This is a genomic window from Candidatus Halocynthiibacter alkanivorans, from assembly GCF_003333265.1.
In the GTDB taxonomy this organism is placed as follows: domain Bacteria; phylum Pseudomonadota; class Alphaproteobacteria; order Rhodobacterales; family Rhodobacteraceae; genus Halocyntiibacter_A; species Halocyntiibacter_A alkanivorans.
This window is the reverse complement of the sequence record NZ_QOLB01000129.1, coordinates 1-20,450: the sequence shown is the minus strand read 5'-3', so window position 1 is coordinate 20,450 and position 20,450 is coordinate 1. Positions and strand designations below refer to the sequence as shown.

Sequence of the window (20,450 nt, the reverse complement as noted above, 5' to 3'; positions counted from 1 at the left end):
CAAAAGGCACGGATTTATCGATACATTGCCAGGCAAAGCTGAGTGCCGTCGCCAGACAACTCAACGAGCGACCTCGAAAAACGCTGGGATACGAAACTCCCGCAGAGCGTTTCAATGCATGTGTTGCGTCGATCCGTTGGCGACTGAGCGACGGGCTTTACGGACATTCAAGCAGGTGATGCGACAACAGCAGAAACCGCAACAGGAACGCGGGTTCAATTGCCCTGCGCGAATTTTTCGGAAACTGGCTGGCCTGCTGCAATGCGGGACGCACACATTCCACCAATAGGAAATTGACGCCGGATGAAGCCTGTGAGAACAAAATACAGCCCATGAAAATGGCCGCCTAAATGAAACCCTGATCCACCTAAATCAGGCTGCAAGAAGGTCGAAAAATCAGGACCACCTTTCTGATCACGGATTATCTCCGGAGGTTGATCAGATAAACTTAACGGAGGGTACAATGCAAATTGTCCGGAAAAAGAATATTTCTCTGTGGTTTTCAATAGTTATTTTTTCTCTTTTTAGTCTGTTTTTCGTTCAGGCCGCATCGGCTCATGGACTTTCTGATGTGATTGGAGAACTCACATTTGACCCGCCCGATGCCAAGCCGGGAGAGCGCGTCAAAGTTACCATTGAGCTCAAGGAAACCGCCGGCGCCGAAGGACAAGTGGACCTGGTCAATGTGGAATTGGACCTCAAACTCAGTGTGCCGGATGGCGCAGAAATTGAGAAGTCCCTTCTGCCTTCGGGGCCTGCCATGTTTTCCGAAACTTTTCAAATTGGAAAGGGATTTCATGATGTTCGCGTCAACCTGAACCGCCTTAGCAGTGGGGAAGAGTTTACGGCTTACCTTGGTTTTACCGTCAATGCCACTATCGAGCCGCTGGTAGGATCTGACCAGGAGGTGTGGTTTTCTCCTGCAGGTGTCTGGCCGTACTTTGGTATCCTGGACAATATCGCAGCGGCCCTGGTCGCAGTCATCGGTTTGGCTCTCATTCTGATCTTGTACCGAAAACCTTTTTCCCCGGCGAATTCGTCATCCCTGAACGGTCCTGTTGTTGTTCTGTTTTTGTTGGCGCCGGCGATGGCTATGATTGGTTTCGGCGGTTACTGGGACGTTTCATGGCATTCTGAATCGTTTCGGGAGACGATTATTACACCCACGCACCTGATGATCGTTCTCGGCATTGTGCTTATCCAGATTGCCGCCTTCATCTTGCTCCGGGGGGGGAAGAAAACTTCGTGGATTTCACATATCAAGCACAATAAATCGGCCAAAATCGCTTTGTTTGTTCTCTTAATTCCACTGATCGGCGCCCCTCTTGATGAAATTTGGCATACGCAATTTGGAACGGATGCCAGTTTGTGGGCTCCGCCACACGTCTTCATCACGTTTGGAACCATCACCGCGGCACTATTGATGGTCACAGTGAAGGTTGAGCAGGATACGACAATGGTCAAGGTGTTCCGGGTTCTGATCCTGGGAGGCATTTTATTTACTGCGGCAATTTTCCTCACAGAGCACGAATTTCCTTTTCCTGCCTGGCACGCGTCCGCCTTTCGTCCTTTCTTCGTTTATCCCGGGTTTCTGGCAATTTTCACCCTTGTTGTCAGTTTGATGGCAAAAAGAGTGATAGATCTTCGGTTTGGCGCGACCCTGGCTGTGGCAACTTTTCTTGCTTATCGTGTGTTGGTGTACCCGTTACTTGCTGCGGTCGGCATGGAAATCACGCCTCAGTTTCCGGTCGTACTCGTGGGCACGCTGCTCATAGCTGTGTTGGTCGATCGGTTTTATAAAGGTCCTGCTGAACGTCAAACGCGCCTCGCAGAGGTGGACACTCTGGCGCCAGCGGCTGTTGGAGAGAGCTGAGTATTTAAGCAACGGAGGGTTTCTGGTTCATTGGAACTGATATGGTGTGAAGATGAGCCAGAAATCCGCAGCTTCGAAACTGCCGCCGATAAGGTGGCAAGAGGCATTCGCCGCAAGACCCGCTGACGTTACCCGCTGAGGAAAAGATCCGTGGTGTGCTGGCCGGTTTGCAGGGCGCGGAATGCATCGCCTCCGTGTGTTGTCAGGAAGGCATCCCGGAGCGCCTTTACGACAGCTGGTCAAAGGAGGTCCCTGAGGCTGGGAAACGCCGGTTGGCGGCAGACACAGTGCGTCTGGCTGCCGCGCCTGAGGTGAAGGATCTGTGGTCGGACACTGCCGCACACAAGGAATGGGCTTGTCCCGATTTCGTTCCGGTCTCTTTCAGGCGGTATTCGCAATGACGGAGACAAGAAGTGGCACCAGGATACAGCCAAGAGTTTGGGCGCGGTGCGGTTCGCTTAAGGACCTGCATGTTGTGGCCGTCGTGGACGCCCACGACCGGTTTATCGCGAGCGAATGTTTTGCCAGCACGCGGCAGGGCTACAAGAAAATGCTGGCGTGGATGCAATTGTTCGGTGCCGTTGAACGGGTTGGCATTGAATGCACCGGCACATACGGCGCGGGCTTGCTGCGCTATCTTCAGAGCGCCAGCGTCACGGTTCCGGAAGTCACCACGCCTGACAAGGTGGACCGCCGCCGCCGCGGAAAAGACGATACACTTGACGCAATCAACGCCGCGCATGCTGCCTTTTCGGGTGTGCGGACAGTCACACCCAAAGGCCGGGATGGTATGGTCGAAGCCCTGCGTGTCCTGAAATCCTGCCAAAAAACAGCCGTTTCGGCGCGGCGTGTGGCCCCGCAACTCTTCCGGAACAACATCATAAGCGCCCCTGATCACTTGCGAGAACAACTCCGCTCAATGACCCGCATGCGGTTGATACGCACTTTGGCGGCCCCCTTTCGGCCATTGCCCGACAATCGCCTGCCGGTCCGCTGGTGACGACTGCGGCGAAAGGCAGCGACGAGCCCAAAGTACCGTTTTCTGCATCCCGCATTTTGAAACATTTGGGAGGAGGCAATCGTAAGCTGCTGTTGCAAAGTAAATCGAAGAGATGCCGCAAAACAGCCATTCACGCGTGAAATTTGAGATTTGCCCAGCCGATGACTGTCGAGCGGATATTCAGCTCATTCTGATACGTGAAGTAAACAGCGTGGCCTCATTTTGAACGCCAAAGAAATCATGTCTTCGCAGTTAAGCAACCTGCCCAGCCTCGCCACACTCAGTTTTTTCCTCGTTGGAAAGGCGAAATCCCAGGTCGATTCGTCCCTTGTAAACAAAGCCTGCCACCTGTTCTGCGCAAATATTTGTCGACACACCACAGTTCTTGACTAAAAAAGTCAACTATTGTAGGCAGCCGTCAGCGACGAGTCCAATTGGATAATAGCCAACACTTTCTTTGTTCAAAAGGACGGCCCGATGCTTTCAAGAAGAGCCCTGTTATCCATTTTCACCGGTCTTGTATTCGCTTTGCCATTGCAGGCGTCGGGCGCAGAAATCGCCCATGAAATGGGCATCACAGCGGTGCCGGACGCCCCACAACGTATTGTTGTTCTCGAGTTCAGTTTTATCGATGCGCTGGCCTCCGTCGGTGTGGCTCCGGTCGGCATTGCTGACGACAACAAACGCGCGCGCATTATCCCGGCCTATACCGATATTATCGGCGATGACTGGGTCTCGGTCGGAACACGTAAAACACCCAGCCTGGAGATCATTGCGGCGTTGCAGCCTGACCTGATCATCGCGGATAAAACGCGCCACGCAGCGGCCTATGACACCTTGTCCGAAATTGCCCCGACCATCGTGCTGGACAGTCTGGGCGGTGATTATTACGCGTCGGTGGCGCAGATGTCCGTTATTGGCCAGGCGCTTGGCAAACAAAACGAGATGGACGCGCGCGTTGCTGCGCACCGCGCAACAATGGCTGCCTATGTTGACGAAATCAAAACCGCGAGCAGTGGGGTTACGGCGCAGTTTGGCGTCACCAATGCCACCGGCCTGTGGCTGCACAGTCCAAAATCCTACAACGGGTCCTTACTGGACATGTTCGGTTTTTCCTCAAACATGAGCCCGACCGAAGGGGGCGTCTATCAAACCAATTACGTTCCGACCACGCTGGAACAATTGTCTGTGGTCGATCCTGACATTCTGATTCTGGGGAAATATGCGCGTCCTGCTTTTACCGACAGCTGGTCTGGTGACGCGCTGTATGACGGGCTGACCGCTGTAAAAAGTGGCAAAGTATTCCAGGTGACAGCGCACAACTGGTCGCGCTTGCGCGGCATGCTTGCTGCTGAAATGACGGCGCAGGACATGCTGGAAATCATCCGGATGACGAGCGAAAGCAATTAAGATGACGACCGGCGGATGGCAACATCGCGGCGTACCCGCCGGTCTGCTGCTGATCACCTTGTTCGCCAGTGGCGCCGCTGCGTCGCTGGCGACCGGGGGGCGAAGCGATGTCGGGCTGAGCGCTCTGCTGGGGGTGTTCGGTGCAGAGCCCAAAAGCCTTGCTCAGTCAGTCATGTTTGACATCCGGTTGCCGCGCACACTTGTCGCCGTATTTATTGGCATCAATCTGGCAATGGCGGGGTTGATATTGCAGGCGGTGACCCGAAACCCGCTGGCATCGCCCTCAATACTTGGCGTCAATCAGGGCGCGGCTTTGGGGATGGTTTTGGCACTGTTCTTTCCCGCCATGTCCGGCTCGGCTGTGGGTGTATTTGCTGTGACCGGGGCGCTGACTGCAGGGGCGCTGACCTTTGCGATTGCTGGCGGATTTCAGGGCGAGCTGAACTCGCTGCGGCTGATCCTCGGGGGTGTTGCCGTTGGGGCGTTTGCCTGTGCGCTGGTGCGGTTTTCATTCACGCTTGATGACGACCTTTCGCGGCAGGTTGTGCGCTGGACCAGCGGAAATATTGCCGACATGCGATGGCATGATGTCGGGCCGCTGGCCGGGCTGAGCATCACCGGGCTGATTGCCACGGTGTTGCTCTCGCACCGGCTCAACCTGATGGCGCTCGGCGAAGCATCTGCGACAGGGCTGGGCACGGATCCACGCATCACGCTGCTGTTTGGCGCGGTTCTGGCCGCAATATTAACTGGGGCAAGTGTCGCTGTTGCCGGCCCGGTGGCCTTTGTTGGTTTGGTTGTGCCGCATATGTGCCGTCTGGTCTTTGGTCCTGATCATCGCATCCTGGTGCCCGCTGCAGCGCTTGGCGGCGCCACTTTGATGGTGCTCGCCGATTTTGCTTCAAAATGGGTGATTGCGCCGTTTGAAACCCCGGTCGGAGTTATTGCTGCGCTGATTGGGGCCCCCTATTTCCTGTATCAGACGCTGGTCGCAAAGGATCTGGAATGACCATGGTTTCAGGTATCAGCCGCACCGTTGTGGTTTTCACGCTACTGACACTCAGCTTGTTTGGCGCCGCGATCTGGTCTCTCTCTGCCGGCGCGGTACCGGTGTCGTGGCAGATTATCGCCAACACGCTGTTTGATCTCGACGGTCCCAGACAGGATTACATCATCCTGCGCTCACGCCTGCCACGCACATTGCTGGCACTTCTGAGCGGTGGATGTCTTGCGATATCGGGCACTATTGTGCAGGCGCTGTTGCGCAACCCGCTGGCCAGTCCGAAAATCATCGGCATCAATTCCGGCGCAGCACTGGCGGTCTGCCTGATGGTGATTGCCCTGCCTGATCTGCCGATCACCTACCTGCCGGTTGCGGCGGTGCTTGGCGGATGCCTGGCGGCCAGTCTGGTCTGGCTCGGCAGCGAGGTTGGTAAAGTTTCCCCCACCAGGCTGGTGCTGATTGGTATCGCGGTGGGATTCCTGTTCGACGCGGGTGTCGACTATATCCTGGTCACCTCGCCAAGCTTTAAGTTTTCGACACCTCTGGTCTGGCTTACCGGATCCTTGTGGGCACGCGGCTGGGCCCATCTGGGGCTGGTCTGGCATGTGCTTCTGCTGCTGGCGGTGACCAGCGTCATCCTGAGCTACCGGCTGGATCTGATCCGTCTTGGGGATGCCCATGCCACAGGCCTGGGGATGAATGTGCCCAGGGAACGGTTTGTATTGCTGGCGCTGGCGGTGCTGCTGGCGGCCATTTCGGTAAGTGTCGTCGGTGTGCTTGGGTTTGTCGGGCTGATGGCGCCCCATATCGCACGTAGCCTGGTGGGTGGCAGCCACCCTGTCCTGCAGCCCTGTGCGATCCTGACCGGGATGTTTCTGGTGGTACTGGCTGACGCTACCGGCCGGGCGCTGGCACCTCCGGTTGAAATATCGGCCGGCATATTGACCGCGATGTTTGGCGCGCCGTTTTTCATCTTCATTCTGATTACCACAGGCAAGGCAGAACAATCATGAGCATTAAATTGCACGGGGTCAGCGCGGGCTATAGCGGCTTCATGTTGCGGGATATCTCGCTGACCATAACCAAGGGCAGTTTTACCGCCCTTATCGGCCCGAACGGCTGTGGGAAATCAACACTGCTGAACACGATAGCGCGTGTGCTGCCAACCCGTGCGGGCACAATCCATATTGGCGGGCGCAACATAGCAACCGCCCGAACAAAAGAGATTGCACGCACAGTGACGGTGCTGCCGCAAAACCCGGTGGTGCCCCCGGCGATATCAGTGGAACAACTGGTCCACTATGGGCGTGCACCGCATCAAAACCTGTTGGGTATGCGCAGCCAGGCTGATCATGACGCGGTGGAAAACGCGCTTCACACCACATCGCTTACCGATCTGCGCCGGCGTCCGCTGGCGGAATTGTCCGGTGGCCAGCGTCAGCGCGCCTTCATCGCCATGTGCCTGGCCCAGGACACCCCGTATCTGCTCTTTGACGAGCCCACGTCGTTTCTGGATATCCGATACCAGTATGAGACACTGGACCTGCTGGCAGATCTGCAGAGCACGGGCCGCACCTGTGTCGTTGTGCTGCACGACATCGCGCAAGCGGCGCGCTACGCAGACAATCTGGTTGTCATGCGTGACGGCGCAATTCAGGCGCAGGGCAGGCCCGCCGATGTGGTGACGCCCGAAATGCTGAGCCAGATTTATGACCTGCAGGCCAAAGTCTTCTCTGATCCTGTGAGCTGTACGCCCGCGCTGAGCCCGGTTTCGGCTGGTCGCCTCTCAAATCTGAACGAGCACATCCAAACGTCTCAGTCCCTGGAAAATCCGGATGCCCGAGAAGTGGCAGTTCGCTTTCACTGAGCGCGTTGATTGGCCACCGCTTGGTATAAAACGCCAGCTGAGTCCGCCCGGCAGGCGTTCCCGTCTACATCTTGATGCGCCGTGCATCAACGGCCGCTTTCTGAAAGCTGTCCGACTCGCCGGTGCCAACGATCCACATCGCCGATCCGGCAGGTCAGGCTATGCGCGCGACCGGGCTGAATAAAGTCGCCCTGTCAGGTACGCGCCCTGTGATGCAGATGGGCTATATTAAAGATCGGTATCGCGAAAAATTCGGGGTTGAGGCGGTCAGCCCAACTGAACAAGAACAAGAGGACATCGACCGGAATATCTTTGATGAACTGGTGAAAAAATCTCACAGACAAGTCCAGGCAGCGCTATATTGAAATCGCAGAGCGGATGCGTCGTGAAGAAGGGGCCGAGGGTCTGATCCTGGGGTGCACCGAGATATTTTTGCTGATTGGCCAACCAGATATGCCTGATTTTCCGATGTTCAATACGGCAAAGCTACATTGCGATGCTGCGGTCGACTTCGCTATGTCATAACGCGCATTCCGGACACCAGGCATTTGGAAAACGTCAGTTTAGTCCCGCACAACAGTCACTGGTGCGACACGCAGCGAATGACCGGAAACCGCCCTTCTCGTCGAAATGTGGTGCAGCAATCGGACCAATTCCCTCTGCCATCACTGTCGAGAACGGCCCTCACCGGCCATTCGTGACCACTGCAGCGAAGGTCCGCTCCGAGCCCAGAACCGACCTTGCTGCTATGACAGGGTGGCTCGAAGGACACACTTGCAAAAAATGATGCAAAATGTGGCTTCAATAAGACGATTGACCCGGATTGCGTAAGAGCTTCTGTTCAATTGAAAACTACGACAAAAGGAGCTCAATGAAAGTGTCGTCAGCTTTTTACCATCCCGTAGTTATTTGGGCCGCCACGTGCTTTTTTACGTACACACTGGGGCAAGCGTTGATCGGCGACGTAGCAGTGCAACTGCTTCTGTATTCGGATGGTGAGTACACAGTACTGATCGGGAAGACAGGGTTATGTGGCGATTTCAATAGTATTTCTGAATGGGAAATACTGGTTTGCCGACTATTTTATCCACTGGGTGCGGTAGTTTTTATTTATGTCCCATTTCTACTAATTAGCTTGGTAGTGTGGGTGGCGCTGTCTCTTCATTCCCGTAAGCTTTTGTGGACAGTATCGCGTTCTCAACGATGGACGCTAATTTTGTCAATGAGCGGCTTCTCGCTATTACTGCTAAGATACGACGTCGCGAAATTTCCTGAATATTATTTGTTCGCTGGCCCGATCCATGGCTTCCATCCACTAATGCCAACTGTCTTAAGCGCGTCTTCGATGGTGTTACCTCTGCTTTTGTGGTTGCTAATAGACAAAGTGCAAAAACGTTCCGAAAACTATTCTGATTAATGTCGGCTTAGTCCGCACAGCAGGCATCGGTGCATTGCGCAGCGAAGGTCCGGAAACCGCCCATCGTGCCGAAAAGTACATGGTGCAGCAATCGGACCACTTGCCTCTGCCATCATTTTCACGAACGGCCCAAACCTGCCGTTCATGACTGCTGCGGCGAAGGGCCGGTTCGAGCCCAGATTACCGTTTTCTGCATCGCGCCCATTCTGAAACAATGGACGTGAAACAGAACTTTGCTGCAGCCTGCCCGACCGACCGCTTGAGCTGTTTTGGGCGATAGTTTCAAAAATTGTGTGCGTTTCAGGGCGTTGAACATGGACATTCCAGCTGTTTATTTTACGCCTTGCTCGCGCCGGCTGCGGACTTCATGTGACCATGGCGGGTTTGGTCCTGCACGCGAGACAGTTACAGCGGCAACGCGTGCGCCAAAGGCGAGCGCTGCGCGCATGTCATCCGGACTTATCTGCGCGAGAGCCTCTTTCGTCAAAAGTCCCATTTCCGATAACCGGGCCAGCACGCCTGCATTGAAAGTATCGCCGGCACCCACTGTGTCGACGACCTCAACCCGTTCGACCGCAACGCTTACCTCAGCCCCCGCCAGAAACGCCGTTGATCCGTCGGCGCCGCAGGTCAGGATCACCACTGACGGCCCGGCCGCGCGCAACATGGCAAGTTTGTCTGGCAAGGGTTCGGGACCGGGGTGGATCCAGTTCAGGTCTTCATCTGAGACTTTGACGATATCGGCCTGCGCGATCATGCCATCCAGCCGATCGCGGTACCGGTCGGTATCTCTGATGAAATCCGGACGGATGTTTGGATCGAGCATGATCACGCGGCCTGCGGCCTCGCGGCTGGCGAGTGAAGCATAAGCGTCGGCACAAGGTTCGCAAGTCAGCGAAATACCCCCGAGATAAAGCGCGGTGACGTCGGCGGGAAGAGCCGGAATGTCAGAGGGCCTCAGCATTCGCCCGGCGGAGTTTTCGTCGAAGAACGCATAAGTTGCGTGACCATCGATAAGGGTCACGAAAGCGAGTGTCGTGGGCCTTTCGCTGTGGATCACGTGCGTCGCTTCAACGTGGCTGGCTTCGAGCGCTGCGGTCAGTTTTTGGCCGAACAGGTCGGTGGACAGCCCGGTCAGCATGCCGGTCCGCACGCCAAGGCGTCCCAGCGCGATTGCGGTATTGAACACCGCGCCACCGCAATGGGGCACATAACCGGCGCTCCCGGTGACAGTGGGAGCCGGTATCATATCTATCAGCGCTTCGCCGCAGCACAGGAGCATAGTCAGCCCTTTCGAATTCAGATCGTTATGTCGGCGGGCAATTGCGCACCCGCGATCAGCGCGGCGTTCGCAAGGTCGTTTTCCGCCGCACGGGCGTGCGCCTGATCTGGAGACAGCCCATGGGCCAGCCAACGCCCGACAAGGCGGGCATTGAGTGTTTCCAGCGGAACGTCCAGCCGGATCGACAGGTCCCAATGCCCGTGCAGTGTTTTCCAGACTGGGGCATTAAAGAGCAGGTAGTTGCCCTCGATGATCACGGTGTCGCAAAGCTCGTCGATGTAGCCCGCCCCTGCGATGGCGATGTCGCGCGCGCGGTCGAAGACGGGGTAATAGACCTCCGTTTCATCGTGAAGTCTGCCGACGAGGTGGGCAAAGCCGAGAGCGTCAAATGTGTCTGGTGCCCCTTTGTGAGGCAGCAGACCGCGGTCGATCAGGATCTGGTTGTGCAGGTGGAATCCATCTAAAGGCACAACCTGGGCGGCACATCCCCGGGAGTGAAGTTCTGACGCAAGAGCCTCGGCCAGTGTGGACTTTCCACTGGCAGGCGCCCCCGCCATTGCCACCAGGCGACGGTGTCCCGAACGGGGCGCGGCAAGAACCAGTTCCGCCAGGCGCCCGTCGGCCATTTTCTGGGTGCTCATGCTGCTTCCGGCGCCTCTTTTGCTCCGGTCATAAATGCCACGGCATCGGACATCGTGTAGTCCTTAGGGTCGATTACACAAAGCCGTTTGCCCAGCCGGTGCACATGAATACGGTCGGCGAGCTCAAATACATGCGGCATGTTGTGACTGATCAGGATGATCGGAATTCCACGCGACTTCAGCCCCTGGATCAGCTCCAGAACTTTGCGGCTTTCTTTGACGCCAAGCGCTGCTGTGGGCTCGTCAAGGATGATGACTTTGGAGCCAAAAGCGGCGGCCCGGGCCACAGCCACACCCTGGCGCTGCCCTCCGGACAAGGTTTCGACCGCCTGGTTGATGTTCTGAATCGTCATCAGCCCCAGCTCAGTCAGCTTGTCGCGGGCCATCTTCTCCATGGTCGCCCGGTCCAGCTGGCGCAGAATCTTGCCGCGAAAGCCTGGTTTGCGGATCTCGCGCCCCATGAACATGTTGTCTGCAATCGACAGCGCCGGGGACATGGCGAGTGTCTGGTAAACCGTTTCGATCCCCTCATTGCGGGCGTCTATAGGCGAATGGAAGTTCACCTTCTTGCCTTCAAGGAAGACCTCTCCTTCGTCGGGTTTTACCGCACCCGAAACAGCCTTGATCAGAGTGGACTTGCCGGCGCCGTTGTCACCGATCACGGCCAGTATTTCGCCGGGCATCAAGTCAAAATCGCAATGATCCAGCGCGGTGACTTTACCGTAACGTTTGACGAGGTTGCGTCCTTTGAGAATGGGTTCCATCAGACAGATACCTTTCTGATCCATTGGTCGACCGCAACAGCGGCAATGATAAGGGCGCCAATAAGCAGGAATGTCCATTGTGCGTCGGCCCCCAGCAGGCGCAGGCCAAGGGTAAACACCCCGACAATCAGCGCGCCGAACAAGCTGCCTACGATTGAACCACGCCCACCGAAGAGTGAGATGCCGCCGATCACCACGGCGGTGATGCTTTCAATATTGGCCAGCTGGCCCGAAGTGGGCGAGACAGATCCGATGCGGCCAATCATCGCCCAGCCTGCAAAGGCACAGATCAGACCTGCCAGCATGTAGACGGAAATCAACGTGCGCTTGACGTTCACGCCCGACAGCTCAGCTGCTTCCGGGTCGTCGCCAACTGCATATACATGGCGGCCCCAAGCTGTCTGGCGCAGGACGTAAGCGAGAAACAACACCAACACGACCATAAAAATTACGCCAAAAGTAAAGATGGCGCCGCCGATTTTTATCTTTTCGCCGAAAAAATGCAGCAACGGTGCGTTTTTCGCGATGTCCTGAGCGCGAATGGTTTCATTGGCCGAATAGAGGAAGTTTGTGGCCAGAGCGATCTGCCACATGCCCAATGTCACAATAAAAGGTGGCAACTTAATATAGGCGATCAGCCATCCGTTGATGAAACCAACGCCCGAGCCGATCGCAAGGCCGCAGAGCACCGCAAGCTCAACCGGCATGCCATAGCGAAAGGTAAACTGGCCCATGATGACAGAGCTGAGCACCATAATCGCGCCCACAGACAGGTCGATGCCTGCGGTCAGGATAACCAGAGATTGCGCGGCGCCGACAATACCAACTATGGCGACCTGCTGCAAAATAAGCGTCAGAGCGAAGGGCGAAAAGAACTTGCCTCCCAGCAGCATGCCGAAAATCGCGATGGAAGCGAACAGCACCACCATCGGAACCAGGGACGGGGTTTCATGAAGCGCATGCTGGATACGGGCAACCAGTGAATTGTTTTGCTCAAATTCCGCGACCTGATTGGCGCCACCTGAGTCGCTGGTTTCAAAATTTTGTGTGTTGGACATGGGGTCTCCTCCGCGGCTTCCCGATGCGGGAAGAAATTGGGGCGGGCTGTGAACCCGCCCCCTGATCAGCTTTCAGCCGATTTCGATGTCAGATCAACCCCAGCAGAGGTCGGTGCCTTCAGTGGTGTTGATAGATACCACACCATCGGCAGGCGCATCGGTGACAAGCGCAACGCCCGTGTCAAAGAAGTCTTTTCCAGGGGTCAAAGCCGGTTTGGTGCCGCTCTCGGCCCAGGCAAAGATGGCCTCAACGCCCAATGAGGCCATGCGCAGCGGGTATTGCTGCGCGGTCGCACCAATCACACCGTCTTTGATGTCCGCAACACCGGGGCAACCGCCGTCGACCGACACGATCAGCACGTCATCTTCACGACCGAAAGCCTTGAGCGCTTCGTAAGCACCGGCAGCGGCTGGTTCGTTAATGGTGTAAACCACGTTGATCATCGGTTCGATCGCCAGCAGGTTTTCCATAGCCTTGCGACCACCTTCCTCGTTGCCAGCGGTTACATCATTGCCGACGATGCGCGGATCGGTTTCGTCGCCCCATTTGTTCGGGTCGCCCAACTCAATACCAAAACCCTGCAGAAAACCCTGGTCGCGCAAAACGCCAACGGTGGGTTGGCTTACGGCGAGATCAAGCATGGCGATCTTGGCGTCTGCTGCGGCGTCCCCAAGCTGCGATCTGGCCCACTGGCCAATCAGTTCACCGGCAAGGAAATTGTCCGTTGCAAAGGTCGCGTCTGCGGCGTCGATCGGATCCAGAGGTGTGTCCAGTGCGATAACAACGAGCCCCGCGTCGCGCGCCTGTTGAACGGCCGTTACGATGGAAGAGGTGTCAGATGCCGTCAGCAGGATGCCCTTGGCACCATCCGCGATGCAGGTCTCAATGGCAGCCACCTGGGTCTCGTGGTCACCGTCAATGCGGCCTGCATATGATTTCAGCGTCATGCCCAGCTCTGCGGCTTTCGCCTCGGCACCTTCGCGCATTTTTACGAAGAAGGGGTTGGTGTCGGTCTTGGTGATCAGACAGGCGCTGACACTTCCGGCATATGCACCACCGGCCATCGTAGACAGGGCAAGTGCTGAGCAGGTCAAAAGCTTTTTCATGGTTTCCTCCCAAGGAAATATATGTGTTCCGAATGGACCGGGCTCCTCCCCCATCCAAACCAACAGGCTCTCCGGACTGCAGGTTCACAGTTAAAAAGCCCGATTCCCGCGCAGCTGTCAATAAATAAATAAAGTTGATTTATTAATTAGCATTTGCCATCTTTCATGTAGCGCAGGAGACGCTTATGGTTGGCCACATGGATGGTGGAAAAATCAGGGACTTAAGTGGCGGCGTGAACCAGAGTGGGGTTCGCGACCATAACGAACGCCTGCTTCTGTCCATGCTGCAACGCTATGGCGCGCTGCCTGGGATAGACTTGGCGCGACGCGCAGGGTTGTCACCTCAGACGGTTTCAGTCATTCTCCGCAAGCTGGAAAAAGACGGATTGCTGATGCGCGGTGAACCCGTCCGCGGCAAGGTCGGCAAACCGTCGATCCCCATGGAGCTGGCTGATGACGGCGTATTTTCCCTCGGGTTAAAAGTCGGGCGCCGCAGCGCTGATCTGCTATTACTCGATTTCAAAGGGAACGTGCGCACCCAGTTGCACACAACCTATGCATACCCACTGCCCGAGTCTGTCTTTGGCTTTCTCGAAGGAGGATTGAAAACGATCCTTGGAGACATGCCGGAAGAGGCGCAAAAACGACTGTGTGGACTCGGAATTGCCACGCCGTTCGAGCTCTGGAAATGGCATGATCTTGTCGGTGCCTCGGTCGATAAATTCCGATCGTGGAAAGACGTCGATTTCCGCCAGGAAGTTGCCCGCTTCAGTGATTTACCGGTCTTTGTCGTGAACGATTCAACCGCCGCCTGCCGGGCAGAGCACCTCTACGGGCGCGGCAAGGAATTCCGCGATTATGCCTGCTTTTTCATCGGCTCATTCGTGGGCGGCGGTGTGGTGTTGAACAATACCGTGTTTGAAGGCAACCAGGGCAACGCAGGCGCTCTCGGCTCTCTGCGCAGCACCGGACCGCTCGGCGAAAGCAGGCAATTGGTTGATGTGGCTTCAATACACTTGCTGGAGGGGCGCCTTATTGAGGCCGGCGTTGATCCGAAAATCCTTTGGCAACAGCCTCAGGATTGGCATGATCTGTCGCGCTATGTTGAGCCATGGATCGGAGAAACTGCACAGGAACTGGCGAAGGCCGCGCTCTCAATCTGCTCAGTTATTGATTTTGAAGCCATTCTGATCGACGGGGCTTTTCCGGAAGACGTGCGCATGGAGTTGGTCGAGCGCGTGAAGCGCTATCTGGCCAACCAGGATACCCGCGGCCTGATCACACCGCAGATCGAGACCGGCAGCATCGGAGAAAACGCCCGCGGTATCGGCGCGGCAAGCAGCCCCATCTTTACCCAGTTCCTGCTGAACACAAACGCGGGGCTGGCTGCGGTCTGAAGTCGAAGTTCAAGGTCGCTCTGCCCAGGAGATTTCTTCTTTGGTGTTTGACTAATAGCGGACGTTGATCTGCGACAACAAGAGCGTCACTTTAGGCTGGAAGCATCAGTTGAATTGATCCGAGCGAAGGTCTGTTTGTCCGCACAGCTAACATTGGTGCGACGCGCAGCGAACGGCGGTTCTCCGCCCTTCTCGACGAAATGTGCGCGGTGCAGCAATCGGACCACTTCCCTCTGCCATAACTGTCACGAACGGCCCTTTGCTGGTCTTCATTCATACCGTGGAGAACGGCTGGTTCGAGCCCCTATTACCAATTGCCGCGCAGTGTATGAATGTCTGCTGTCACAGGCTTGTCTCGCATTTACCTGATATTTGAAACAAGCGCAGCGCAGTCCAGTCAATGCACAAAATCCGCGACACAACGTTGAGCGGCGTGGGCTGCCAGCGGTGATCGAAAACCCATTTCACTATTCAATTATCGATTTAGTCCGCTGCATCTCTTGCTTTAGAAACGTGCAAAGCAGTTTACAGCTCTGCGTTGCGGCAAATGATGCAGTCGTTACAAGCCAATAGCTGGAGCGTGCCGGCACAGGTTTACCAACGGCTACCAGAAAATTATTACTCAGGTCATTCTCGATCAGCAGTGTGCGCCCCAGGGCCACGCCCATACCGCAAATCGCCGCCTGAATAGCCAGATCCGCCCTTGAAAATCGAAGATCCGTTTCGACAGTCAAATCTGGCCAGTTCATCTCACTGAAATAGGTGCCCCAGGAATATTGCGTTCCATCTACTTCGCCGCTTTGGTCGACAATGAGCAAATTTCTGCGCGATCGAATTTCGTCTGCAGTGAGTGCCCCGTTCCCGGCGGCTATTCCTGCAACGGGCACGAGGTTTGCCCCGGTTAACCGTTCGCTGTGGAACCCGGGATAGGGGCCCTCGCCATACCGGATTGCCACATGAACAGAACCCCGGTTCAGGTCCACGATACTGTCGTCAGCTTCAAGCACTACATCTAAGCCGAGTTCTTTAACCTGTGGCAAAGCGGGGATCATCCACTTCATCGCCAAAGACGAAGGGAGAGAGATGCGAATTGCCCTTGGATGCCGCGTTTCGCGAACACGCTCGACGACGTCAACCCAACGCTTTGCGCTTTCAATGGCCTCTGCACATACAATCTCGCCCACGGGTGTTAGCGTTAGCTTTCGCGTGGTCCGGTGAAAGAGTGGAACCTGTAGCAGGTCTTCCAATACTTTGATGCGCTGGCTGACGGCAGGCTGAACAATCCCGAGCCGCTCTGCCGCCCGGGAAAAGTTACCAGTTTCAGCAATCGCCGCCAGGAGATCTGCGTTCAGGGCCAGTTTTCGAACTGTCTCGCTGTCTTTATTCATAACATTTGATTATATATATATAGATTGCAGGTGCAACATTACCGCGGGATATGTAGGACAACACATCATATGGAGTAATGAAATGGGCAATCAAATTACCGCAAGAATCGTAAACGGCTTTGTTACGCCGGAGCAAGATGGCATTGCTGCACACGGCGGGAACCCTGCTGCTGTTGTTGTTGACGCCGACGGCCTCTCGGACGAACAGATGCTGGATATCGCTGCAAAGGTTGGCCTTTCGGAAACGGCATTTGTGTCAAAGTCGGATACAGAAGGGTTCAGGTTGGATTTTTTCACGCCCAACAGGCGCATTGCCCATTGTGGACACGCAACAATTGCAACCTTTAGCTTTCTGGCAGAAACCGGACGACTGACAGATGGGGAGACATCCAAGGAAACAGTGGATGGACCCCGGAAGATTATTGTCAAAGAAGGCGCCGCATTTATGGAGCAACTGGCCCCCAAATATGAGCGTCCTGAGGCGTGGGCTGACCGCGGCGTGACCGGACAGGATGTTCTCAACTCGCTCGGCATCAGCAGTCCGGATATTTCAGATGGGGGTGCGCCAATTCTTGTGAACACTGGCAACAGCTTTATTGTTGTTGGTGTCAAAAGCGGCGATGTGCTTGCTCAGATCAAACCGGACCAGACCGCGATCAATCAAATCAGCGAACAGCTGGATCTGATTGGGTACTATGTCTTCACGACCGACGCAGCCGCGACCAGCGCGAACGCGACCACGCGCATGTTTGCGCCGCGATACGCCATCGAAGAAGAATCCGCCACCGGGATGGCCGCAGGTCCGCTCGCCTGTTTGCTTCACGATGTCCTGGGGGTCGAGGAGACCAGGATAGTGATTGAGCAAGGCCAATACATGGCGCCCCCGTCGCCAAGCATCATTGATGTCCAGCTGCAGGTTCAGGGAAGCAAGATTACGGGTCTGATGGCTGGCGGCTACGGAAAAGTTATGAGGGAAATCGTCGTCGACTACTCCTCATAAGAACGCGAAACGGACCCAATTGATTTTGATCTGGTCCGTTTCTCAGCAAGGTCTGGTGATCGTCCCTGGCGGTCTGGCAAAGCACCCGCTGCACTTCGACAGATGCGCAATTATAGGCCCTGGGAACCCTGAGAGTTCCACCGGTCGCAATTGTTGCATTAGAACCCTGGACCCAACTTGGTTGGTGGAAGTGGAGATCAGCGCATCAGAGCGTGAGCACTCTCAAAACTGCCATTCGACCAACTGAATCAAATGTCTCGCAAGTCCGCAGAGCAGGCATTAGTGCGGCGCGCTGCAAATGGCGACTCTCCGCCCTTCGCGCCGAATTGTGCCTGGTGCAGCAATCAGACCAATGCTCTCTACGACAACTGTCAAGAACGGCACTAAGCGGCCTTTGGTGACCACTGCAGCGAACGGCCGCTCTGAGCCCTTTGTCAGATATTGCGCTGCAACCATTTTGCCATGGCGGGCGGAAAACTGAGCCGGATCATCGGTGAGGCGTATTAAAAAGAACTTGCGGGGTTTTGCGGTCATATTCCAAACATCAATAAAACCAACGAAAATCCGTGTGGGCCGGAGGCAATGAAAAGGTGGCCGGTCCGGGGGGATCAAGCGTCCTGAAAGAGTGGGCAGGTCAATCTTTTCCCCCACAGAACCTCCCTCACTACGAAGGTCAGTCGTCCGCTATTTCAAACACCTGCAGCACCTCAATCGGGGGAAAAAGTTTCAACGTTTCAGCAACGCGCGCGTTGAGAACAAAGGCGAATTCTTCCATTGCCGCTACGGGAAACGCTCCTGCCGAGACGTCGCTGGTGAGGACCTCAATTGCCTGCTGACCGGCTAAAAGACCGACACTGTAATCGCGGGCGGCGATGGACATATAGGCATTGCTGTCGCGCACCAGGTTTTCATAGGGTGACAGGACCGGCAAACCAACTTCGACGGCGGTATTGGTGAACATGTCTGCATGGACTTCCAGGAATGTACTGGAGCCGAGATAGATAAATTGAACGCCTTGCTCCGCCATCCTGGTCAAGCCGGTTCGCATTTGAGCCAACATTATTTCCTCGGATCCGGCCAGCGGAACGGCGGACAGGGTGAAGTTCATTTGCTGCGCCAGAGCGCTGAGTTCCTCAAATTTAAGGCGTGAATTCTCGGCCTCCGCTTCATACAGCAGGCCAAGATGTTGAAACCCCGGCAACACACGCCGCAACCCGCTGATATTCACCATTTCCGGCACCCGGTTGCGCACGCCCGTGATGTTCATCCGTCCGGTATCCTCGTAGCTCTGGATGATATCTGCGCCGACCGGGTCAGCAACAACCGTAAAAACAACAGGAATATCTCCCAAACGTGAGCCTGTCCCAAACTCCGCGACTGTACCTGCGACAGAGCGTGTCACGCGGGTGCCCCATGTCAACATAAGGTCCAGCTCTGCAGCAATTGCCTTGTCTGGTATTTCGTCGAGCGTGGCCATGTCCCGGGCCGCGTCGAAAATCACGAACTCAATCGAGGGATCCGACTGGGTCAGATAGTCCCGGACACCGGCGCACACATCCTCACACCCGGTCCAAAGGGCCATGCCGACACGCTTATTTTCTGCTGACAAGCCAGGCAGTGCAAGCATAAGAATCCCGGCGACATATGCGCCAAGTCGCGCCACTCTGATGAACTGATCTGGTCTCATACGCTACTCCGGTCCTTCTTTGTCTGACACAGCAAACACCAGAAAGACCACTGCGGCAATTGTGGCGTAAATTCCAATGGCGCTGGCGGTGCGTTCAAATCCGAAAAAGGCGGCAAAAATACCCGCTGCAATCATTGCACCAGCAGCTCCGCCACGTTCGAGAACGCGCACCATCCCCAGGACATTTGTCGTCCCGAGCATGGTAAGCCGGGTTTCTGCGATCTGCAGGGCGATATCCGTTATCGGACCGCCAGACAGGCCCAGTGATGCTCCAGTGATGACCGAGACCATCAGCAAAGCTTGAAAGCTCGCGTCCTGCCCGGCAACGACCAGCGACAATCCAGATACGAGTGTCGAAACGGCCAGAACGCGCGCCGGGTGTCGCGAGACAGTCTTGAAATTTGCAGCCGCGTAGCCGGCAACAATCAACGACAGGAAGAACAGCATCATCACCTGTGCAATCATCGTGATTGAGGCCCCGGCCGCATCCATCAGCAGAGCAAGCAGATAAGAGATGAAGACGTGATCGATGATCGCTTGTGGAACAATGACACCGAAAGCCAGGGCGCAAAATCGCCGGTCTTTAAACGCTAGAAAGAACTTCAGGCTGAGCCCCTGACCGCTGTCATGCTTGCCTGTACTGCTTTCGGTTTTGGGCTGTGAGCCAGGTAGCAACTTGAAAATGAGAAGCGCGGCAAACAGCGCCAGTGCGGCACAAAACAGGAATACCAGCCGGTCACCTGCACGATCAGCAAGAATGCCGCCGATCGCTGTACCCGCGAACACACCAGAAAATAATACGGAGCGAAATGTCGCCACAGACCGGATCCGCTCTGTGCCCGGCAAAGTGTCCAACGCGTAATCCTGGCAAGACAACATCGCGAGGACAAAGAAAGCACCATTCAGGCTTTGCCAAAGCGTAGCTGAGAGAACGTCTTCAGAGGCATAAAGCCCAACCTTGGCCACGATGGTCAGAAGTGCCGCAATGACGAAAAGTGACCGGTAACCGATCCTCTTTCCAATCGGACGGGCGAACGGGGCGCACAGAAGCGCTGCAAACAGATAGCCAGCAAAGGGCAGCGTTGTCGCCATTTCGTCGGGGAGAAAGGCAAGTGGGTTTCTCAATTCCTGAACAAATAGCGCAAAAAACGACAGTGGTGCCTCATCTGCAACAGCGAACAGGAACAGCCCCAGTCTGATATCCGCCAGCGAGGTCAACTGAAGGCGCGACAGCGGTTGAATTTTTTTTCCAGACCGTGCCAGTACGCCATGCAATCGCGCGACACGCCCGGACATGGATTGGGCTATGTCAAATTTGACTGCGGGCCATCGAAGCGGAAAAATAAAGGAGAGGTCCCGTTTCATGATTGAGCGCGTCATCATGCTTAACCCGGTCACCGGAACAACCAGAGACCGGGATGTTTGCAAAACGGCTATTTCGACCGCCAGTAAAAGGGTAAACACTGCTACGACCGCCAGATCAAAGAACAGCTTGCGGAACTGTGAAGCGATTACCGTGGGGTCCGAGCTTACTGAGATTTGAATTTCGGTTGCAT

The 20,450-nt window shown here is 55.7% G+C and carries 16 protein-coding genes and 1 pseudogene; 9 read left to right on the top strand and 8 right to left on the bottom strand.

The genetic code is table 11. The features are described from left to right. Positions 1-463 precede the first annotated feature (463 nt). The 7 genes and pseudogenes from DWA01_RS16055 to DWA01_RS23680 all read left to right on the top strand — a co-directional run bounded on the left by DWA01_RS16055 (position 464) and on the right by DWA01_RS23680 (position 7,518). Positions 464-1,873 (top strand): hypothetical protein, encoded by a 1,410-nt coding sequence (locus DWA01_RS16055; protein ID WP_114286818.1) that lies wholly within the window; start codon positions 464-466, stop codon positions 1,871-1,873. A gap of 424 nt (positions 1,874-2,297) precedes the next feature. After that, a pseudogene (locus DWA01_RS16045) lies at positions 2,298-2,840 on the top strand (IS110 family transposase); the annotation flags it as partial. A 510-nt stretch (positions 2,841-3,350) separates the two neighbouring features. Next, positions 3,351-4,283 (top strand): ABC transporter substrate-binding protein, encoded by a 933-nt coding sequence (locus tag DWA01_RS16040; RefSeq protein ID WP_114286816.1) that lies wholly within the window; start codon positions 3,351-3,353, stop codon positions 4,281-4,283. 1 nt (position 4,284) lies between these two features. Beyond that, positions 4,285-5,292, top strand: a complete 1,008-nt coding sequence (locus DWA01_RS16035; RefSeq protein ID WP_114286815.1) for a FecCD family ABC transporter permease — start codon at positions 4,285-4,287, stop codon at positions 5,290-5,292. Beyond that, positions 5,289-6,299: a FecCD family ABC transporter permease gene (locus DWA01_RS16030; protein ID WP_114286814.1), complete on the top strand. Its 1,011-nt coding sequence runs from the start codon at positions 5,289-5,291 to the stop codon at positions 6,297-6,299. Before DWA01_RS16035 ends, DWA01_RS16030 begins: the two co-directional genes overlap by 4 nt. After that, the gene (locus DWA01_RS16025) at positions 6,296-7,153 is read left to right on the top strand and encodes an ABC transporter ATP-binding protein (protein WP_114286813.1); all 858 of its coding nucleotides are present in this window, start codon (positions 6,296-6,298) and stop codon (positions 7,151-7,153) included. Before DWA01_RS16030 ends, DWA01_RS16025 begins: the two co-directional genes overlap by 4 nt. A gap of 161 nt (positions 7,154-7,314) precedes the next feature. Then, positions 7,315-7,518 carry an aspartate/glutamate racemase family protein gene (locus DWA01_RS23680; protein WP_235008582.1) on the top strand — a complete coding sequence of 68 codons (204 nt, stop codon included), beginning with the start codon at positions 7,315-7,317 and terminating at the stop codon, positions 7,516-7,518. Between the two features lie 1,383 nt (positions 7,519-8,901). On the opposite strand, the gene DWA01_RS16010 is transcribed toward DWA01_RS23680, so the two are convergent. The 5 genes from DWA01_RS16010 to DWA01_RS15990 all read right to left on the bottom strand — a co-directional run bounded on the left by DWA01_RS16010 (position 8,902) and on the right by DWA01_RS15990 (position 13,422). Beyond that, positions 8,902-9,852 (bottom strand): carbohydrate kinase family protein, encoded by a 951-nt coding sequence (locus DWA01_RS16010; protein ID WP_114286811.1) that lies wholly within the window; start codon positions 9,850-9,852, stop codon positions 8,902-8,904. A gap of 17 nt (positions 9,853-9,869) precedes the next feature. Beyond that, positions 9,870-10,493, bottom strand: a complete 624-nt coding sequence (locus tag DWA01_RS16005; RefSeq protein ID WP_235008581.1) for a nucleoside/nucleotide kinase family protein — start codon at positions 10,491-10,493, stop codon at positions 9,870-9,872. Beyond that, the gene (locus DWA01_RS16000; protein WP_114286820.1) at positions 10,490-11,257 is read right to left on the bottom strand and encodes an ATP-binding cassette domain-containing protein; all 768 of its coding nucleotides are present in this window, start codon (positions 11,255-11,257) and stop codon (positions 10,490-10,492) included. The genes DWA01_RS16005 and DWA01_RS16000 overlap by 4 nt, the downstream gene beginning before the upstream one ends. Further along, positions 11,257-12,315 (bottom strand): ABC transporter permease, encoded by a 1,059-nt coding sequence (locus DWA01_RS15995; RefSeq protein WP_114286810.1) that lies wholly within the window; start codon positions 12,313-12,315, stop codon positions 11,257-11,259. The genes DWA01_RS16000 and DWA01_RS15995 overlap by 1 nt, the downstream gene beginning before the upstream one ends. A 93-nt stretch (positions 12,316-12,408) precedes the next feature. Next, on the bottom strand, positions 12,409-13,422 hold the full coding sequence (locus DWA01_RS15990; RefSeq protein ID WP_114286809.1) for a sugar ABC transporter substrate-binding protein: 1,014 nt from the start codon (positions 13,420-13,422) through the stop codon (positions 12,409-12,411). A 197-nt stretch (positions 13,423-13,619) separates the two neighbouring features. On the opposite strand from DWA01_RS15990, the gene DWA01_RS15985 reads away from it, so the two are divergent. Next, a complete protein-coding gene (locus DWA01_RS15985; protein WP_114286819.1) occupies positions 13,620-14,819 on the top strand; it encodes an ROK family transcriptional regulator in 1,200 nt (399 codons plus the stop codon). A 467-nt stretch (positions 14,820-15,286) separates the two neighbouring features. Here DWA01_RS15985 and DWA01_RS15980 read toward each other — a convergent pair whose 3' ends face one another. Continuing rightward, the gene (locus DWA01_RS15980) at positions 15,287-16,207 is read right to left on the bottom strand and encodes a LysR family transcriptional regulator (RefSeq protein WP_114286808.1); all 921 of its coding nucleotides are present in this window, start codon (positions 16,205-16,207) and stop codon (positions 15,287-15,289) included. A gap of 82 nt (positions 16,208-16,289) precedes the next feature. On the opposite strand from DWA01_RS15980, the gene DWA01_RS15975 reads away from it, so the two are divergent. Continuing rightward, the gene (locus DWA01_RS15975; protein WP_114286807.1) at positions 16,290-17,207 is read left to right on the top strand and encodes a PhzF family phenazine biosynthesis protein; all 918 of its coding nucleotides are present in this window, start codon (positions 16,290-16,292) and stop codon (positions 17,205-17,207) included. A 673-nt stretch (positions 17,208-17,880) separates the two neighbouring features. On the opposite strand, the gene DWA01_RS15965 is transcribed toward DWA01_RS15975, so the two are convergent. Both DWA01_RS15965 and DWA01_RS15960 read right to left on the bottom strand, forming a co-directional pair. Continuing rightward, positions 17,881-18,894, bottom strand: coding sequence for an ABC transporter substrate binding protein (locus tag DWA01_RS15965; protein WP_114286805.1), 1,014 nt, complete (start codon positions 18,892-18,894; stop codon positions 17,881-17,883). Positions 18,895-18,897: 3 nt separating this feature from the next. After that, the coding region (locus tag DWA01_RS15960) for an MFS transporter (protein ID WP_136057770.1) at positions 18,898-20,450 on the bottom strand (1,553 nt) is incomplete at its 5' end.

Excerpts from the sequence above, each read along its gene's own strand:
- DWA01_RS16055 (WP_114286818.1), top strand. The coding sequence starts at position 464 with ATGCAAATTGTCCGGAAAAAGAATATTTCTCTGTGGTTTTCAATAGTT.
- DWA01_RS16040 (WP_114286816.1), top strand. The coding sequence starts at position 3,351 with ATGCTTTCAAGAAGAGCCCTGTTATCCATTTTCACCGGTCTTGTATTC.
- DWA01_RS16035 (WP_114286815.1), top strand. The coding sequence starts at position 4,285 with ATGACGACCGGCGGATGGCAACATCGCGGCGTACCCGCCGGTCTGCTG.
- DWA01_RS16030 (WP_114286814.1), top strand. The coding sequence starts at position 5,289 with ATGACCATGGTTTCAGGTATCAGCCGCACCGTTGTGGTTTTCACGCTA.
- DWA01_RS16025 (WP_114286813.1), top strand. The coding sequence starts at position 6,296 with ATGAGCATTAAATTGCACGGGGTCAGCGCGGGCTATAGCGGCTTCATG.
- DWA01_RS23680 (WP_235008582.1), top strand. The coding sequence starts at position 7,315 with ATGCGCGCGACCGGGCTGAATAAAGTCGCCCTGTCAGGTACGCGCCCT.
- DWA01_RS16010 (WP_114286811.1), bottom strand. The coding sequence starts at position 9,852 with ATGCTCCTGTGCTGCGGCGAAGCGCTGATAGATATGATACCGGCTCCC.
- DWA01_RS16005 (WP_235008581.1), bottom strand. The coding sequence starts at position 10,493 with ATGAGCACCCAGAAAATGGCCGACGGGCGCCTGGCGGAACTGGTTCTT.
- DWA01_RS16000 (WP_114286820.1), bottom strand. The coding sequence starts at position 11,257 with ATGGAACCCATTCTCAAAGGACGCAACCTCGTCAAACGTTACGGTAAA.
- DWA01_RS15995 (WP_114286810.1), bottom strand. The coding sequence starts at position 12,315 with ATGTCCAACACACAAAATTTTGAAACCAGCGACTCAGGTGGCGCCAAT.
- DWA01_RS15990 (WP_114286809.1), bottom strand. The coding sequence starts at position 13,422 with ATGAAAAAGCTTTTGACCTGCTCAGCACTTGCCCTGTCTACGATGGCC.
- DWA01_RS15985 (WP_114286819.1), top strand. The coding sequence starts at position 13,620 with ATGGATGGTGGAAAAATCAGGGACTTAAGTGGCGGCGTGAACCAGAGT.
- DWA01_RS15980 (WP_114286808.1), bottom strand. The coding sequence starts at position 16,207 with ATGAATAAAGACAGCGAGACAGTTCGAAAACTGGCCCTGAACGCAGAT.
- DWA01_RS15975 (WP_114286807.1), top strand. The coding sequence starts at position 16,290 with ATGGGCAATCAAATTACCGCAAGAATCGTAAACGGCTTTGTTACGCCG.
- DWA01_RS15965 (WP_114286805.1), bottom strand. The coding sequence starts at position 18,894 with ATGAGACCAGATCAGTTCATCAGAGTGGCGCGACTTGGCGCATATGTC.